Origin of the sequence: Streptomyces sp. NPDC058240 (genome assembly GCF_042882135.1) — a bacterium.
Taxonomy (GTDB): Bacteria; Actinomycetota; Actinomycetes; order Streptomycetales; family Streptomycetaceae; genus Streptomyces.
Genome location: NZ_JBHVWT010000009.1, coordinates 1 through 15,161, shown reverse-complemented (window position 1 = coordinate 15,161; position 15,161 = coordinate 1). Strand labels below are relative to the sequence as shown.

The following is a 15,161-nucleotide window of genomic DNA, read 5'->3' as shown; positions in this document are numbered from 1 at the left end:
AGGCGGCCCAAGGGTCTACGCGCGGAGATAGCGATCTTCGCCTTATGTATTCATACTGAATCTGCTTACGGCTGGCTCGAATTATTCGTGTAAAAGTCCAAAGCTGACCACTTTCACTCCCCCTCTACGTACGACTGAGGTCATACATGTCCCCCTCGGCCACCGCTCCGGTCGATGCCGGTCAGCCCGCGGCTCCGCAGCCACAAGGCGGCCTGGATCGTTTCTTCAAGATCTCCGAGCGGGGGTCGTCGGTTGCACGCGAGATCCGCGGCGGATTCGCCACGTTCTTCGCGATGGCGTACATCATCGTGCTGAACCCGATCATTCTCGGCAGCGCAAAGGACATGTACGGCCATCAGCTCGACGGTGGCCAGCTGGTCACCGCCACCGTGCTGACCGCCGCGTTCTCCACGCTCCTGATGGGCGTCATCGGCAACGTGCCGATCGCGCTGGCGGCCGGCCTCGGCGTCAACACCGTCGTGGCCCTCCAGCTCGCCCCCCGGATGAGCTGGCCGGACGCGATGGGCATGGTCGTCCTCGCGGGCATCGTGGTGATGCTGCTGGTCGCGACCGGACTGCGGGAACGCGTGATGCACGCCGTGCCGACCTCGCTCCGCAAGGGCATCGCGATCGGCATCGGCCTCTTCATCCTGCTGATCGGCCTGGTCGACTCGGGCTTCGTCTCCCGCATTCCGGACGCCGCGCACACCACCGTGCCGCTCCAGCTCGGCGGCGACGGCCACCTCAACGGCTGGCCGGTCCTGGTCTTCATCCTCGGCGCGCTGCTCACCCTCGCGCTGATCGTCCGCAAGGTGCCGGGCGCGATCCTGATCTCCATCGTCGCGATGACGGTCCTCGCGATGATCATCGACGCGATCGCCGATCTGCCGGGCCAGGCATGGGGTCTGACCGTCCCGCAGTGGCCGGGCAATCCGGTCGCCACCCCGGACTTCGGGCTGATCGGCAAGGTCAGTCTGTTCGGCGGCTTCGACAAGGTCGGTGTGCTCACCGGCATCCTGTTCGTCTTCACCGTGCTGCTGTCCTGCTTCTTCGACGCGATGGGCACCATCCTCGGTGTCGGCGACGAGGCGAAGCTGACGGACAAGGACGGCAACTTCCCCGGCATCAACAAGGTGCTGTTCGTGGACGGCATCGCGGTCGCCGCGGGCGGTGCGAGCTCCGCCTCCGCGGGCACCTGCTTCGTGGAGTCCACGGCGGGTGTCGGCGAGGGCGCCCGCACCGGCTTCGCGAGCATCGTGACGGGCCTGCTGTTCACGGTGGCGCTGTTCCTGACGCCGCTGGCGACCATGGTCCCGTCGCAGGCGGCCACCCCCGCGCTGCTGGCGGTGGGATTCCTGATCATCTCGGGCTCGGTGCGGGACATCGACTGGAGCGACTACACGCTCGCCATCCCGGCCTTCCTCGCCATGCTGATGATGCCGTTCACGTACTCGATCACCAACGGCATCGGTATCGGCTTCATCGCCTTCTCCGTGCTGCGGGTGGCGGCCGGGCGCTGGCGCGAGGTGCCGGTGCCCATGTACGTGGTGTCGGCGGTCTTCGTCTTCTACTACGCGATGCCGGCCCTCGGCCTCACGTGACCTCTTCGGCCCTGATCCCCGCGGTCCCCTCCGGGCCGTAGAACCTCTCCGTCTCGTCGACGGCCGCCTTGAAGCGCTCGTCGAAGTCATCGCGAATGAGCGTCCGGACGACATAGTCCTGGACGCTCATTCCGCGTTTGGCGGCATGCTGCCGGAGCCGGTCGAGCAGCTCACCGTCTATCCGCAGGCTGAGCACAGTCGATCCCATGGCAAGCAGAGTTACGGCCCACTGCGTCGTTTCGCGTCACTTTCCGGATCCGACTCACTCGTTCGGGTGACCGATTGGGTGAAGTGCCTCTCGCGCGTGTACCACGAATGGTCTTTAGGGTAGGTAATGAGTTACGCTAATAAACATGCCTGACCTGATCCACGACGGCGACAGTGCGGCCGCCGTGAGCTCCCTTCGCTCCGCCGTGATGCTGCTCAGCCGGCGCCTCAAGCACCAGCGCGTCGACGAGTCGCTGAGCCCCACCGAGATGTCGGTGCTCGGCACGCTCGCCAGGTGCGGCTCGGCCACACCGGGCGAGCTGGCCCGCAAGGAGCATGTGCAGCCTCCGTCGATGACTCGCATCGTCGCGCTGCTGGAAGCGAAGGGGCTGGTCAGACTGGAACCGCACCCCGATGACCGTCGCCAGAAGGTGGTCAGCCAGACCGAGCAGGCGGAAGCCATGCTCGAAGAGAGCCGCTCCAAGCGGAACGCCTGGCTGACCGCCCTCGCCGAGGGCCTGGACGAGGACGAGTGGGAGACGCTCCGCAAGGCGGCGCCCGTGCTGGAGAAGCTCGCCCACCTGTAGTGGGGCGGGCCGGGCCGGACCACAGCCGGCGCACCGCCCGCACCGCCGCACCCCGTCAGTCAGCGAAAAACGTATACGCCCGAGGAGGCGAACCCTTTTGAGTACGGGATCCGGAGCAGACTCCGCCCCCGCACCGACTTCCACCCACGAGAGCAAGCCCGGCGGGACCTTCTCGTCGCTGAAGATCCGTAACTACCGCCTGTTCGCCACGGGCGCCGTGATCTCCAACACCGGTACCTGGATGTCCCGCATCACGCAGGACTGGCTCGTCCTGAGCCTCACCGGGTCCGCCGCCGCCGTCGGCATCACCACGGCCCTCCAGTTCCTTCCGATGCTTCTGTTCGGCCTCTACGGCGGTGTCATCGCGGACCGTCTCCCGAAGCGGAAGCTGCTCCTCGTCAGCCAGGCGGCACTCGGCCTCTGCGGGATCGCGCTCGCGGTGCTCACGCTCTCCGGTGTGGTCCAGGTGTGGCACGTCTACCTCATCGCGTTCCTGCTCGGCATGGTGACGGTGGTCGACAACCCGGCCCGCCAGTCGTTCGTGTCCGAGATGGTCGGACCCGCCCAGCTGCGCAACGCGGTCAGTCTCAACTCGGCGAACTTCCAGTCCGCCCGGCTCATCGGCCCGGCCGTCGCCGGTGTCCTGATCACCACGGTCGGCAGCGGCTGGGCCTTCATGTTCAACGGCCTGTCCTTCGCCGCCCCGCTCGTCGGCCTGCTGATGATGCGTACGAGCGAGCTGCACAGGACCACCGTCGTACCGCGCGCCAAGGGACAGCTGCGGGAGGGCCTGCGCTACGTCTCCGGCCACCCCGAGCTGATCTGGCCGATCGTCCTGGTCGGCTTCGTCGGCACGTTCGGGTTCAATTTCCCGATCTGGCTCACGGCCTTCGCGGACGAGATCTTCCACGGCGGCGCCGGGATGTACTCGTTCTTCAACATCCTCATGGCGGCCGGTTCCCTCGCCGGTGCCCTGCTCGCCGCCCGCCGCCGCTCCTCCCGGCTGCGGATGCTGGTGGCCGCGGGCACGGCGTTCGGTCTGCTGGAGATCATCGCGTCCTTGTCGCCGTCCGTCTGGCTCTTCGCGATCCTGCTGGTCCCGATCGGCATGATCGGCCTGACGACCAACATCAGCGCGAACACGAGCGTCCAGATGGCCGCCGACCCGGCCATGCGCGGCCGGGTCATGAGCCTGTACATGATGGTCTTCGCCGGTGGTACGCCGGTGGGCGCCCCGATCGTCGGCTGGATCAGCGACGCCTACGGGGTCCGTACGGGCATGGCCGTCGGCGGCGCCTTCTCGCTGGTGGCCGCGCTCGGCGTCGGCCTGATGCTGGCCCGTGTCGGAGGCCTGCGCCTCCGCGTCGACCTGCGACCGGGCCGCCCGCACGTCCGGCTCGTCCCACGGGAGGAGCTGGCCACGGCGGCGTGAGCGCCGTCCGGCGAAGCACATGGCACGGCCGAAGCACATGGGCACGGCCCCGACCGGTGAGCACCGGTCGGGGCCGCCTTGTGTCGGGGAGCGTCAGTCGCGGGGGAAGTCGCCGGTCTCCAGAGCGAGGCCCACCACGGTCGAGGTGAGGTCGACCGGGGTGCCGAAGTCGAGGCTCAGCACGCTGCGGTACTCGTCTTCCTTCGGCAGCGTGTGGAGATGCCATGTACCGGTGTACGGGTCGACGATGAGGTACACGGGCACACCGGCGGTGGCGTAGGTGGCCTTCTTCGATCCGTAGTCGTTGGCGGCGGTGCTCTTCGAGACCACCTCGGCCACGAACTCGATGTCCTGGTAGCGGCACCGGCCGTTGGTGTCCTCGGTGGCGCCGTCGGTCAATGCCACGACATCTGAGGCGAAACCGTTGAGCAGCCCCGGGAAGTCGATGCGCACATCGGACAGCAAGCGCTCCCGGGGGTACCTTGCGCGCAACTGCTCGATGATGTCGAGAATGATCCGCCAGTGTGTGCGCCGCTGCGGCGACATGTAGATGTTCCCCTCGACGATCTCGACCTTGAATCCCTCGGGGGTGGGCTCAAGCCACTCGAACATCATGTCCAGAGTGCGCTCGTCGCTGCTGTCGGCCATCTCGATCCTGTCGGTCTCTACGACGGTCATCGTGGCGCTCCTGCCCGCTGCCGCGCGGGCGCGGGCAGCCGCGTAGTACAACGATACGTACGGAGGCCGAGACACGCCGGTACGGTGCGACACTCGGCCCATGAGCCGTCTCAGACTCTTCGTTGCCGTGCTGCCGCCCGCCCCCGCCGTCGAGGAACTGCGCCGTGCCGTCGCCCCGCTGCACGCGCTGCCCGAGGCCGAGGGGCTTCGCTGGACCGGTGTGCCCGACTGGCACTTCACGCTCGCCTTCCTCGGGGCCGTGGACGAGGAGCTGCTGCCCGAACTGGAGGAGCGCCTCGCACGGGCCGCCCACCGCACCGACCCCTTCCCGCTGCGCATCCACGGCGCCGGCCGGTTCGGCGGGCGGGCGCTCTGGGCGGGAGCCGCGGGCGCGCTCGACACGCTGCGGCTCCTCGCCGAGCGCGCCGACGCCGCCGCCCGCCGCACCGGCATCCCGATGGACGAGCACCGCCGCTACAGCCCGCACCTCACTCTCGCCCGCAGCCGCCACGCCGAGGTGGACCTGCGCCCCTGCGTCGAGGCGCTCGGAAGCTTCGAGGGCACCGGGTGGGAGGTCGGCGAGCTGGCCCTCGTACGCAGCGATCTGCCGGTCTCGGGGGTGCCGGGCGAGCGGCCCAGGTACGAGGTGGTCGCATCCTGGTCGCTGGGGCACTGAGGCCGGCGGTTACGCTCGGAGGGTGGATCCGAAGACCAGAAACCGCATCATGGCGGCCGTGCTCGTGCTGATGTTCGTCGTCGTCGCCGTGGCGGCCGCCGTCGGGGCGTGACGCGGCCGGGGCCGCCGGGCCTCGTCCGGCGACAGGACCGGGACCTGGCGCACCCCCTCCTCAGACGGCGAGCGCCCGCGCGGTCTCCTCGGCGAACGCCTCCGGGTTGTCCAGCATGATGTTGTGCCCGCACTCGGGGACCGCCACCACCCGTACCCCGTGCTCGACGAGTGTCTCCTCGCCGGGCAGCGGCCCGTCGCTCCGCGGCCGCAGGAAGGTGCGCGGAATCTTCAGGTCGAGCAGCAGTTCACGCATCGTCGGCGTCGTCCCGCGGGCGAGCTGCACCGCGCTGCGGTGCAGCGCCTCGCGGCCCGCCAGGCGCATGGTCGCCCACCAGTGTGGCCCCACCCGGTCACGTACCTCCGCCCAGCCGTGCGCCAGGAACTCCTCCTCCGAGTACGCCGCGATGCCGCTGCTGCCCGGCCGCGCGGGCCCGGGGGCGACCGGGTCCAGATTGGCGTCGACCAGGACCAGCCGGGCCACCAGGCGCGGATGGCGCGCCGCGAGCACGATGGCCACCGCGCCGCCCATGCTGTGCGCGATCACGTCCGTGTCGTACGCGCCGGCCGCCTCCAGCGCCGCCGCCACCGCGTCGGCGTGCTCCTCCAGCGTGTAGCCGAAATCCGTGGGGCGGTCGCTGATCCCGAAGCCCAGCAGGTCCATGAGCAGCGTCCGGCTGCCGGCCAGCAGGGGGTGGGTGGCGCTCGCGGTGAAGTACGGGCCGGACGAGGCCCCGAGCCCGTGCAGACAGACCCGGGTACGGGTACTGCCGGGCAGGCCGGGCAGCTCCACCCACCTGATGCGCGCGCCGTCGGCCGTCACCTGGGCGTTGTGCATGTCCTCCTCCTCGTCGCCAACCATCGGAGCGACTATACATCGGCATCGAGGTATAACAATCGTCGGAGAGGATACGCACATGCTGGAACTGGCCATCCTTGGATTTCTGTACGAGCAACCGCTGCACGGCTACGAGCTGAAGCGCCGGGTCGCCCATCTCACCGGGCACGTCCGCCCCATCGCGGACGGCACGCTGTACCCGGCGATCAAGCGCCTGGAGCGCGCCGGATGGCTGGAGCGCCGCACCGAACCCGGCAGCAGGGCCGCTCCCCGCCACACCCTCACCTTGACCGGCCCGGGGCGCGAGGAGCTGCGGCGACGCCTGCGGGAGGCCGACGAGGTGGACATCAGCGACGAGAACCGCTGGTTCACGGTCCTCGCCTTCCTGCGTCATCTGCCGTCCCCGGCCGAGCAGGCGGACGTGTTGCGGCGCCGGCTCACGTTCCTGGCGGAGCCGAGCAGCTTCTTCTACGAGGGGGAGCGGCCGCTCGGCGCCGAGTCGTTCGACGACCCGTTCCGGCGGGGGCTGCTGAGGATCGCCCGCGCGACCAGCGAGGCGGAGCTGAGCTGGCTCGGGGAGACGCTGAAGGAGCTGGACGCGCCCTGAGAGGCTGTCGGGTGACCTTCGCGGACACGCGGAAACGGGCCGCCGCCGTCCGCGCCCCCCGGCGGGGACGGGACGGCGACGGCCCGGTGGTCCGTCAGACGGTCCTTACCAGGCGAACGCCTCCGGCGAAGGCCCCGGACCCGGGAAGATCTCGTCCAGCGAGGCCAGCAGCTCCGCGGAGAGATCGAGTTCCAGCGCCCGCAGCGCCGAGTCCAGCTGCTCCCGGTTGCGCGGTCCGACGATCGGCCCCGTCACCCCGGGACGGGTGAGCAGCCAGGCCAGACCGACCTCGCCCGGCTCCAGGCCGTGCTTGTCGAGCAGATCCTCGTACGCCTGGATCCTCCCGCGCAGCGCCGCGTCCTTCAGCGCGTCCGCGCTGCGGCCGGAGGCCGAGCGTCCGGCCGTGCCCTCGCGCTCCTTCTTCAGCACGCCGCCCAGCAGTCCGCCGTGCAGCGGGGACCACGGGATGACACCGAGGCCGTACTCCTGCGCGGCCGGGATGACCTCCATCTCGGCGCGGCGCTCCATCAGGTTGTAGATGCACTGCTCGCTGACCAGGCCCAACGAGCCCCTTCGGGCGGCCAGTTCATTGGCCTGGGCGATCTTGTAACCCGCGAAGTTCGACGAACCGGCGTAGAGGATCTTGCCCTGCTGCACCAGGACGTCGATCGCCTGCCAGATCTCCTCGAAGGGGGTGTTCCGGTCGACGTGGTGGAACTGGTAGAGATCGATGTAGTCCGTCTGGAGCCGCTTCAGCGAGGCGTCGACGGAGCGCCGGATGTTCACGGCGGAGAGCTTGTCGTGGTTGGGCCAGGCCTCGCCGTCGGCGCCCATGTTCCCGTACATCTTGGTGGCCAGGACCACCTTGTCGCGGCGTTCGCCGCCCTTGGCGAACCAGGTGCCGATGATTTCCTCGGTGCGGCCCTTGTTCTCGCCCCAGCCGTACACATTCGCGGTGTCGAAGAAGTTCAGACCCGTGTCCAGCGCCGCGTCCATGATGGCGTGGCTGTCCACCTCATTGGTCTGCGGGCCGAAGTTCATGGTGCCGAGGACGAGGCGGCTGACCTTGAGTCCGGTGCGTCCGAGCTGCGTGTACTCCATGGACACCAAGCCAACGCCTTCGAGTCCGCTCGAAGCAAGGGCGACCGGCACCGCCCCGCCGGGGCGTAGCCTGGCTGCCGTGGATTCCGTACCGCGCGTTCTGGCCGTACTCGACGATCTGCTCCGCGACGCGAGCCGTGACGATCGCGGCGCGCTGTGGCAACTGGCCGAGCAGAGCCGGGAGTTGGATGCCAACCTGGTGCGCCTGCCGCCCGGCGGCGAGGTCGGTGCGCACCAGGAGGACATCCTGGACGTCCTCCTGGTCGTCGTCGCGGGCCATGGCCGGATCGACGCGGTGGGCGGCTCGCTGGAGTTGACGCCCAGCACCGTCGCCTGGCTGCCCCGGACCTCCCGCCGCTCCCTCGCCGCCGGCCCGGACGGCCTCACCTGCCTGACCGTCCACCGCCGCCGCCCCGGCCTGACCATCAAGTCGTCGGTTGCCCCGGCCCTGTCGTACGAGGGCGGCGAGGCCCCCTGCATGCTGGACCGGGTCTGCCCGGCGTGCGGCCGGCTCTCGCAGGACCCGGAGCCGGTGTTCTGCAGCCGGTGCGGGGAGCGGTTCGCCGAAGGGTGAGCGCGGACTGCCGCGAGGGTGGCCGGGAGCGGTCCGCGGGGTGACGGAATCTCAAGTGCTCCGGACCGCTGAGAATATGACCGAGCGTCTAGTCTGTTGCTCCATGTAGTCCACAGGGGGTCGCATGCACAGCGAGGGTACGGCCGGTCGCGATTCGGACCACGGGCAAGGCGACGGCTCCCCCCGTAGGGCCGACGGCGGTCGGGCGGGCGGCTTCCCCCGGAGCGACTCGACCGAGCACGCGCAGGCGTGGCCGGACACGCATCCGACGCCGGAGTCATCGGAGTCACCGGACCGGGCGGCGACCCCCGCACCGCACCATGTGATCGACGGCCGTTACGAACTCCTGCACAGCCTCGGACGCGGTGGCATGGGCGAGGTCTGGGAGGCGTTGGACACCCGCCTGGACCGTCACGTCGCGGTGAAGGGCCTGCTCGGCCGGGACGCCATCGGCGCGGCCACGCAGGAGCAGATGATGCAGCGGGCCCGGCGGGAGGCCGCGGCCATCGCCAAGATCAGGCACCCGAACGTGGTGGCGGTGCACGACCGGGTCGAGTCCGGCAACCAGGTCTGGATCGTGATGGACCTGCTCAACGCGCGTTCGCTGGCGGACCTGATGCGCGAGGAGCACCGGCTCCCGCTGCGGCGGACAGCCGCGATCGGCCTCCAGGTGCTGGGCGGGTTGCGGGCGGTTCACGAGGCGCGGGTGGTCCACCGCGATGTGAAGCCCGCCAACATCCTTTTCGCCAAGGACGACTTCGCGATCCTGGCGGACTTCGGCATCGCGACCTTCGACGGTGCCGTCCCGCTCACCAGGGCCGGTGAACTCATCGGCACCTTCAAGTACCTGGCGCCCGAACTGCTCGGCCAGACCTCGCAGGAGAGCGCCGCGACACCCGCGTCCGACCTGTGGTCGCTGGGCGTCACGCTGTACGAGATGGTCGAGGGCAGGCACCCCTTCGACCGGCCGAACGAATACGAGGTCCTGGTCGCCGCCTGCCAGTCCGACCCCCTTCCGATGGAGCACGGCGGGGACCTGGCCGAGGTCGTGGGCCGGCTGATGCACAAGGACCCGCGCCGGCGCCTGAGCGCCGAGAGCGCGGAGGAGATGCTGCGGAAGATCCTCCGTGATTCCGCGGCGAAGCCGGACCCCGTACCCGAGCCTGTGCCATCACCCGCCCCCGTACGTCCCCAGGCACCGCCCCCGCCGCCTCCGCCGCCCCAGGTGCCGAAGAAGCGCGTCCCGGGATGGCAGAAGGTCTCGGCGGCCGTGGTGTGCGGGGCCCTGCTGGCCGGTCTCGGATGGTTCGCCGCGGACCGGATGCGGGGGGACGGCGGGGCGGACGCGGCCGGCCGGCCCGGCCAGGGTTCCGAACCGGAGCCGTACATCAAGACGCACCCGATCCTGAAGGTGGGCGTCAAGGCCGATCAGCCCGGACTGAGCGAGAGGACCAAGGACGGCAAGTACCGCGGGTACGAGATCGACGTGGCCTATGCCATCGCGCACGACATGGGCTACACCCGCGAACGGGTCGCCTTCGAGCCCGTGAGCAGCGAGAACCGGAGCACGATACTGCAGAAGGGCGATGTGGATCTGGTCATCGCCACCTACAGCATCACGCCGGAGCGCAAGCACGCGAAGCCGCCCGACTACAGCGTCGCGTTCGCCGGCCCGTACTACGTGGCCAGCCGGAGCTTCATGGTCCGCAAGAAGGCGAAGAGGGTGTCGATCGACGACTCCAGGATGCTGCGGAAGAAGCAGTTCGAAGTGTGTACCGCGAGGAGTTCGACGTACGAGTCGTGGCTGCCCAAGGCGGGCTACAACATGACGGGGTCGCTGCCGAACGGCTACGACAGGTGCGTGCGCGACCTGTTGGACCCGACATCGTCGGTCTACGCGGTGAGCACGGACGACGTCATCCTCGCCGGGTTCGTCAAGAACAACCCCTCCGAGCTGAAGCGGCTGGACAGCGGTCCGGGCGCGGAGGGCTACGGCGTCGCCATGAATCCGGACGAGAAGGGGCTGAAGCGGGAGGTGTGTTCGTCGCTGAAGAAGATCATGACCGACGGGGTCTGGGAGCAGTTGTACGCCGACCACCTCGCCCCGCTGCTGAACAGGTCGAACCCGCCGAACAAGCCGAAGCTGGAGGAATGCCCGTCCTGACGCCCTGATCCACGGGCCGGTTCAGCGGTCGACCACCCACGCCGCGTCGGCCGGGGGCCGGCCGGTGGCGAGGATGTGGCGGACGATCCGGAGGGCTTCGTCGAGCGGCACGGTGTCCGCGTCGGGGTATTCGTCGGCCTGCCCGTTCGAGAGGACGAACCCGTCGCTCCAGTCCTCCGCCCCGGGGTCCGTGGCGTGCTCGCCCGGGTCGCCCGGGTGTTCGAGCAGCATCACCATCGCCCGCTCGGCATTGCTCACGACGAACAGGACCCGCCCGGTCGAACTCTCCAGCAGCGATTCGAGCTTCCCGTCGGCGATCCTCGCCCGGAGCGCTTCCGCCACCACGTCGGCGGACACGGCGACGGCATCACCGGCAAAGCCCCACGACTCCACTGCCTCGACCGTCCTCGCCGAATCCACCATGCGCAGGACTGTCTCACGCCGCGGCCGAGCGCGGCCCCGAGGCGGCGGAAGCGGGCGGGGCGGCGAGACCTGACCGCGCCCGGTAGCCTCACGCCATGGGGCTCGACATCACGGTGATGATCGCCGACTGGTCATGGCTGGGCGAAGTGCCCGAGCGCGAGCGGCTGTTGCGGTTGAGGAATGCCTGGTACGCCGACGAGACGGGCCTGTGGGACCACGATGCCCCGGTGATCGAGGGTGATTGGGAGTGGCCGAAGGGGCCGAACGGCGCCTTCTTCGCCCTCTACGAGTTCCTGCACACCCTCGGCTCGTACAAGCCGCACTTCTGGGCCACGCACTACTGGGAGCGTGTCCGTGACCACGCCGATCCGCTGTTGCGGGCCGGGCTGGACGCCTTCCTGCTCGGGCTGATCTGGGGTGGCATGGACGGCGAGTCGGGGGAAACGGACGGGGACTTCTTCTCCGACGACCCGAAAGTCACGTACGGCCTGCTGGTGGCACGGTCACCGGACAGTGTCCGGGAGCTGGCCGCGACCTGGGAGGGCATACGGCCACGGCTCGAAGGCTTGCGCGAGGCCTTCACCGTGTACTCCGCCGTCCCCGACGGCCGGGGCGGCGACTTCGACGCGTTCGCCCTCCTGCTGGCGGAGTGGGGACGCATCCTCACCGAGGCCGCCCGGCGGGGCTGGGGTGTCGTGGGGCTGAGCGAGTAGGGGGCGGTCGATCGGGCAGGGACGGCGGCTACGCCGACCCGGACGATGAGCACCGCTCAGACAAAGAAATCCTCGGCGTCGGGGTCGGATATGCCCATTAGAAACCGGGAGAAGGCATCCATTTCACCCTCTCCCAAAAAGTATCCTCCGGTGTGGTGGAGGTGGAAGAAGCGCCCTTTCTGGTCGACCAGGAGAATTCCACACTCGGAAGACTCGTAGCCAATAGGGAAAAGATCTGTGCCCAGGTTGAATGCTAATTCTTGAATAAGTCTTGCGTCGCCGTCATATCCAAGTGTCGGCTTCATGATCCAGGAGAAGTTGCGTGTTCTTGGGTGATTGAGGCGGAGTGAGCCGTAAGTGTGGATAACGCGCACTGCGGCCGGTACGGGCGACACGGTGATTCCTTGTCGCTGGGCGTCTTGTACCCGGACCTGGATGAGTTCATCGGCTTGCTCGCCGATGTCGCGACCTGGGAACCAGCCGTTTTGGGTCAACCAGTCGAGCACCTCTGGGGCTGGTTGCGCCGGAGGGTGACTCATTTCAGAATCGGCCCCTTCGATGCCTGCGGTCAACTTCTCCGCCATCCCCGAGGCGGTGCGTTCGGCGAGGCGGTGACCAGTTCTTCGTCAGGACATTACCTGCGTGCCCAACCTCTGCAGCAGCAGTCGGCAGACCTCGCACGGTTCGGTGGTCTTGCCGTGATCGGGGTGTCCTTGGCCGCGGATCATCTTGGAGATGATGGCGGATCCCGCGAAGTGCGGCGCGGCTTCGTCGAGGGTGGTCGTGCGGCCGTCACTCCGTGCGGAGTCGAGCCCCCACAACTGGTCGGATACCAGGGCCGATTCGGCGCAGCGCCCGGTGAACGGCTTGCGCACGTCGGTCGGCAGCGATTCGACGAACGACCAGATGGCCGGATGGAGATTGGCGGTGCCTTCCCCGACCAGGCTGGTGTGGCTCACCACCTGGCCGCCGATCAGCAGGGAAGAGGCTACGGCAGGGAATTGCTCAGACAAAGAAGTCCTCCACGTCCGGAGTGTCAGCGTTGGTGATGAATCGAGAGAATGCATCGTACTCATCTTCGCCGAGGAAATATCCACCTGTGTGGTGAAGAAGAAACCACCGGCCGATTTCATCCACCAGGATGATTCCGAACTCTGACGACTCGAACCCCACTGGAAAGAGCGGCACGCCCAGGCCGGATGCAATTTCTGCAATCAATCGAGCATCGCCGTCATATCCGCCTGTCGGCTCCATCTCGAATGAGGAATGCGATGCTCTTGGATGCGTCAAATCCAGAAGCCCGTACGTGTGGATAACACTAACGGCCGCATCCACGGCTTTGAGCGGAAACCCTTGCGCCTCTGCGTCCTGAAGTCTCACTTGGATAAGATCTCGTGCCGAATCACCAATGTCTCGCCCAGGAAACCAGCCATGTCGAGTCAGCCAATCGAGTACTTCTGTGGTTGGTCGAGTCGGAGGCATGGTGCGTTTCCTGTTCTGTGGGTGGATCTTTAAGCGTGTACGCGAATTCCGAGCTGAGGTAGGACATGCGTACAAGTGTCACACGGGGGCAGGAAGTCGCCGTGTCGTCCTCGTACTTCTCCTGTCTTCTTCATGACGAAATCTCCGATGCGTCTGGTGTGCATAATGCCTCCTTCCAGAGCCTGGCGAGCATCAGCGACGGTGCGGATACTTGTCCCAGTTGGGTCAAGTTGGCTCAGCCGGTCACTGATCAGCGAGATCTCGGCACACTTCCCGTGGCCATTACCCTTCTTCTCGATGATGCCCGCCTTGGCGTCGTCGTCAATTTGCTTGAGTATGCCGTCCAGCACTTTGTGTGTGTGCGGAACAGTTTGCCCGTGCATTTTAGTGGTGCTGGAGTGGGCTGTGATCGTGTTGTCGTGGAGGAAGCTTCCGGCACAGCCGGAATCGAGTTGGTTCTGGCCGGGGTGCGCCGCTCCGGGAGGGGCGTCGAGGGCGTCGTCGGCGAGAGCGGATGCTTCCCGTTCCAGAACAGGAAGCTGATCCTTCAGGGGAAGGTGCGAGACGTCCAGGGCCGGGCGCCGGTAGTGACGCATCTTGTCCGCGCTCTGGCCGTGCCAGTCGGGCTGGGGTTCCAGGGGCTTGCCGTGCGGCTCGTTGCCGGGGCCGTCGCCGCCGGGGTGATCCGGACCGTCGGGGCCGTCAGGGCTGTGCGGGCCGTCGGGGTCGTGGGGGACGCCGTCGTCATGGGGAAGCACGTCGTCGGACCCGTGGTGCGGGGCGCCCTCGTCCGCGCCGTGGTGCGCGGCGTCGTCGGCATGGCTGTTCGGCGTGTGGTCGCTGTGGTGGGGCGGCGTCGGGTCGTGCGGTCCCCCCGGTCCGTCGCCGTGTCCGCCGGTGTGGTTGTTGGCGGGTGGTTCGTGTCCGGCGGTGGGGTGGTGGCCGAGGTCGTCGGCGTGGCCGCCGGGGAGGTGGTCGCCCGCTCCTGCGCCGGGGAGGTGGTTGCCCGCGTTTCCGCCGGGGAGGTTGTCGCCGGTGTGGCCGCCGGGCAGGTCGTCGGCGATGCGGCCGGTGTCGCCGAGGTCGCTGCCGAGGTGGATGACGTTGTCGCCCGCGTCGGCGCCGACGTGCGCGACGTTGTCCGCGGTGTGGGCGCCCACACCGACCAGGGCCGGTTCCTTGACCGGGGTGTCGGTGTGCGGGGTGCCGGTGTGCGGGTTGTCGGTGTGCGGGACGTCGGGGGAGGTCTCGGCGGGTGCGTCCTCGGCCTTCTGGACGATGTCGCCGTGTTCGTTGAGGAGGTTGCCGTCGTGGTCGAAGTACTGGACGGGGATGTCGGTGTGGGTGGGGAGTTTGGTGGTGTTCTCGGGCAGGAGAGGCGCGTCGTCGGGGAACTTGATGGTGCCGTCGGGGAGTTTGGCCCCGCCCTCGGGGATCGGGGCGCCGTCGGGGAGGTGGACGGTGCCGTCGGGAAGCTTGAGGGAGCCCTCGGGCAGGGTGATCGCGTCGTCGGGGAGTTTGGGGATCTCGATGTTGCTGATGCCCTTGAGGCCCTTGGTGATGTCGCCGATCTTGGACAGGCCCGCACCGGCGCCCTTGGCGATGTAGGTCATGGGGTCGATGACCTTGCCGGCCTTGCCCGCGACGGAGAGCACCTTCGCGACGGCGCCGGCTTTGCCTGCTCCTGCGGCGGCGCCGCCGGCGCCTCCGGTGAACACGGTCGTCAGGACGTTGAACGTGACGGCCCCGGCCGCCCGGCCGGGGTTCTTGCCCCACTCGTCCCACGCGACCAGGGCCTTGCCGGTCTCCTTCATCGCGGTGCGCGAGTCACGCAGCCAGGAAGGGAGTTTGTCGTCGGGCAGCGCCCAGAACAGGGTCGAGGCGCCGGGGATCGCGCTGATCGCGAGGCCGGTCGCGAGCTGGGCCAGGCCCTTCCAGGCCTGTCCCATCGCGTCCCAGCCACCGAA

General features: G+C 68.4%; 17 protein-coding genes. 8 read left to right on the top strand and 9 right to left on the bottom strand.

What is annotated here, in order from left to right; genetic code table 11:
- Positions 1–146: 146 nt before the first annotated feature.
- Positions 147–1,601: an NCS2 family permease gene (locus ACFVX4_RS17485; RefSeq protein ID WP_389977640.1), complete on the top strand. Its 1,455-nt coding sequence runs from the start codon at positions 147–149 to the stop codon at positions 1,599–1,601.
- On the opposite strand, the gene ACFVX4_RS17480 is transcribed toward ACFVX4_RS17485, so the two are convergent.
- A complete protein-coding gene (locus ACFVX4_RS17480) occupies positions 1,594–1,809 on the bottom strand; it encodes a ribbon-helix-helix protein, CopG family (RefSeq protein ID WP_072485765.1) in 216 nt (71 codons plus the stop codon). The two genes, ACFVX4_RS17485 and ACFVX4_RS17480, sit on opposite strands and share 8 nt — an antisense overlap.
- Positions 1,810–1,954: 145 nt before the next feature.
- Here ACFVX4_RS17480 and ACFVX4_RS17475 point away from each other — a divergent pair, with 145 nt between their 5' ends.
- Together ACFVX4_RS17475 and ACFVX4_RS17470 are read left to right on the top strand one after the other, a co-directional pair.
- The gene (locus ACFVX4_RS17475) at positions 1,955–2,395 is read left to right on the top strand and encodes a MarR family winged helix-turn-helix transcriptional regulator (RefSeq protein ID WP_072485764.1); all 441 of its coding nucleotides are present in this window, start codon (positions 1,955–1,957) and stop codon (positions 2,393–2,395) included.
- A 97-nt stretch (positions 2,396–2,492) separates the two neighbouring features.
- Entirely contained in the window at positions 2,493–3,827 is a 1,335-nt protein-coding gene (locus ACFVX4_RS17470; protein ID WP_389977637.1) for an MFS transporter, read from the top strand.
- Between the two features lie 93 nt (positions 3,828–3,920).
- Here the strand turns inward: ACFVX4_RS17470 and ACFVX4_RS17465 are convergent, their stop codons facing one another.
- Positions 3,921–4,505, bottom strand: coding sequence for a Uma2 family endonuclease (locus ACFVX4_RS17465; RefSeq protein ID WP_389977634.1), 585 nt, complete (start codon positions 4,503–4,505; stop codon positions 3,921–3,923).
- 100 nt (positions 4,506–4,605) lie between these two features.
- Here ACFVX4_RS17465 and thpR point away from each other — a divergent pair, with 100 nt between their 5' ends.
- The gene (gene thpR, locus ACFVX4_RS17460; RefSeq protein WP_389977631.1) at positions 4,606–5,181 is read left to right on the top strand and encodes an RNA 2',3'-cyclic phosphodiesterase; all 576 of its coding nucleotides are present in this window, start codon (positions 4,606–4,608) and stop codon (positions 5,179–5,181) included.
- 172 nt (positions 5,182–5,353) lie between these two features.
- Here thpR and ACFVX4_RS17455 read toward each other — a convergent pair whose 3' ends face one another.
- Positions 5,354–6,130 carry an alpha/beta fold hydrolase gene (locus ACFVX4_RS17455; RefSeq protein ID WP_389978138.1) on the bottom strand — a complete coding sequence of 259 codons (777 nt, stop codon included), beginning with the start codon at positions 6,128–6,130 and terminating at the stop codon, positions 5,354–5,356.
- Positions 6,131–6,209: 79 nt separating this feature from the next.
- Between ACFVX4_RS17455 and ACFVX4_RS17450 the strand changes: the two genes are divergently transcribed.
- Positions 6,210–6,737 (top strand): PadR family transcriptional regulator, encoded by a 528-nt coding sequence (locus ACFVX4_RS17450; protein WP_389977628.1) that lies wholly within the window; start codon positions 6,210–6,212, stop codon positions 6,735–6,737.
- Between the two features lie 105 nt (positions 6,738–6,842).
- Here ACFVX4_RS17450 and ACFVX4_RS17445 read toward each other — a convergent pair whose 3' ends face one another.
- Positions 6,843–7,838, bottom strand: a complete 996-nt coding sequence (locus ACFVX4_RS17445; RefSeq protein WP_389977626.1) for an aldo/keto reductase — start codon at positions 7,836–7,838, stop codon at positions 6,843–6,845.
- 79 nt (positions 7,839–7,917) lie between these two features.
- Here ACFVX4_RS17445 and ACFVX4_RS17440 point away from each other — a divergent pair, with 79 nt between their 5' ends.
- Both ACFVX4_RS17440 and ACFVX4_RS17435 read left to right on the top strand, forming a co-directional pair.
- On the top strand, positions 7,918–8,412 hold the full coding sequence (locus ACFVX4_RS17440; RefSeq protein WP_389977623.1) for a hypothetical protein: 495 nt from the start codon (positions 7,918–7,920) through the stop codon (positions 8,410–8,412).
- A gap of 124 nt (positions 8,413–8,536) precedes the next feature.
- Positions 8,537–10,576, top strand: coding sequence for a serine/threonine-protein kinase (locus ACFVX4_RS17435; RefSeq protein ID WP_389977620.1), 2,040 nt, complete (start codon positions 8,537–8,539; stop codon positions 10,574–10,576).
- A gap of 21 nt (positions 10,577–10,597) precedes the next feature.
- Here ACFVX4_RS17435 and ACFVX4_RS17430 read toward each other — a convergent pair whose 3' ends face one another.
- A complete protein-coding gene (locus tag ACFVX4_RS17430; RefSeq protein WP_389977617.1) occupies positions 10,598–10,999 on the bottom strand; it encodes an Imm1 family immunity protein in 402 nt (133 codons plus the stop codon).
- A 95-nt stretch (positions 11,000–11,094) separates the two neighbouring features.
- Here ACFVX4_RS17430 and ACFVX4_RS17425 point away from each other — a divergent pair, with 95 nt between their 5' ends.
- Entirely contained in the window at positions 11,095–11,712 is a 618-nt protein-coding gene (locus ACFVX4_RS17425; protein ID WP_389977614.1) for a hypothetical protein, read from the top strand.
- A 56-nt stretch (positions 11,713–11,768) separates the two neighbouring features.
- Here the strand turns inward: ACFVX4_RS17425 and ACFVX4_RS17420 are convergent, their stop codons facing one another.
- The 4 genes from ACFVX4_RS17420 to ACFVX4_RS17405 form a co-directional block, all read right to left on the bottom strand.
- Positions 11,769–12,296: an SUKH-3 domain-containing protein gene (locus tag ACFVX4_RS17420; RefSeq protein WP_389977611.1), complete on the bottom strand. Its 528-nt coding sequence runs from the start codon at positions 12,294–12,296 to the stop codon at positions 11,769–11,771.
- A gap of 42 nt (positions 12,297–12,338) precedes the next feature.
- Positions 12,339–12,725, bottom strand: a complete 387-nt coding sequence (locus tag ACFVX4_RS17415; protein WP_389977608.1) for a YwqJ-related putative deaminase — start codon at positions 12,723–12,725, stop codon at positions 12,339–12,341.
- Positions 12,718–13,194 carry an SUKH-3 domain-containing protein gene (locus ACFVX4_RS17410; RefSeq protein WP_266415913.1) on the bottom strand — a complete coding sequence of 159 codons (477 nt, stop codon included), beginning with the start codon at positions 13,192–13,194 and terminating at the stop codon, positions 12,718–12,720. Before ACFVX4_RS17410 ends, ACFVX4_RS17415 begins: the two co-directional genes overlap by 8 nt.
- Positions 13,195–13,223: 29 nt before the next feature.
- On the bottom strand, positions 13,224–15,161 hold a 1,938-nt coding region (locus ACFVX4_RS17405), incomplete at its 5' end, for a YwqJ-related putative deaminase (protein ID WP_389977604.1).

Bases quoted from the DNA above. Each gene is read 5' to 3' on its own strand.
- ACFVX4_RS17445 (WP_389977626.1), bottom strand. From the start codon at position 7,838: ATGGAGTACACGCAGCTCGGACGCACCGGACTCAAGGTCAGCCGCCTC.
- ACFVX4_RS17410 (WP_266415913.1), bottom strand. From the start codon at position 13,194: ATGCCTCCGACTCGACCAACCACAGAAGTACTCGATTGGCTGACTCGA.
- ACFVX4_RS17425 (WP_389977614.1), top strand. From the start codon at position 11,095: ATGGGGCTCGACATCACGGTGATGATCGCCGACTGGTCATGGCTGGGC.
- ACFVX4_RS17430 (WP_389977617.1), bottom strand. From the start codon at position 10,999: ATGGTGGATTCGGCGAGGACGGTCGAGGCAGTGGAGTCGTGGGGCTTT.
- ACFVX4_RS17475 (WP_072485764.1), top strand. From the start codon at position 1,955: ATGCCTGACCTGATCCACGACGGCGACAGTGCGGCCGCCGTGAGCTCC.
- ACFVX4_RS17420 (WP_389977611.1), bottom strand. From the start codon at position 12,296: ATGGCGGAGAAGTTGACCGCAGGCATCGAAGGGGCCGATTCTGAAATG.
- thpR (WP_389977631.1), top strand. From the start codon at position 4,606: ATGAGCCGTCTCAGACTCTTCGTTGCCGTGCTGCCGCCCGCCCCCGCC.
- ACFVX4_RS17465 (WP_389977634.1), bottom strand. From the start codon at position 4,505: ATGACCGTCGTAGAGACCGACAGGATCGAGATGGCCGACAGCAGCGAC.
- ACFVX4_RS17450 (WP_389977628.1), top strand. From the start codon at position 6,210: ATGCTGGAACTGGCCATCCTTGGATTTCTGTACGAGCAACCGCTGCAC.
- ACFVX4_RS17480 (WP_072485765.1), bottom strand. From the start codon at position 1,809: ATGGGATCGACTGTGCTCAGCCTGCGGATAGACGGTGAGCTGCTCGAC.
- ACFVX4_RS17455 (WP_389978138.1), bottom strand. From the start codon at position 6,130: ATGCACAACGCCCAGGTGACGGCCGACGGCGCGCGCATCAGGTGGGTG.
- ACFVX4_RS17435 (WP_389977620.1), top strand. From the start codon at position 8,537: ATGCACAGCGAGGGTACGGCCGGTCGCGATTCGGACCACGGGCAAGGC.
- ACFVX4_RS17485 (WP_389977640.1), top strand. From the start codon at position 147: ATGTCCCCCTCGGCCACCGCTCCGGTCGATGCCGGTCAGCCCGCGGCT.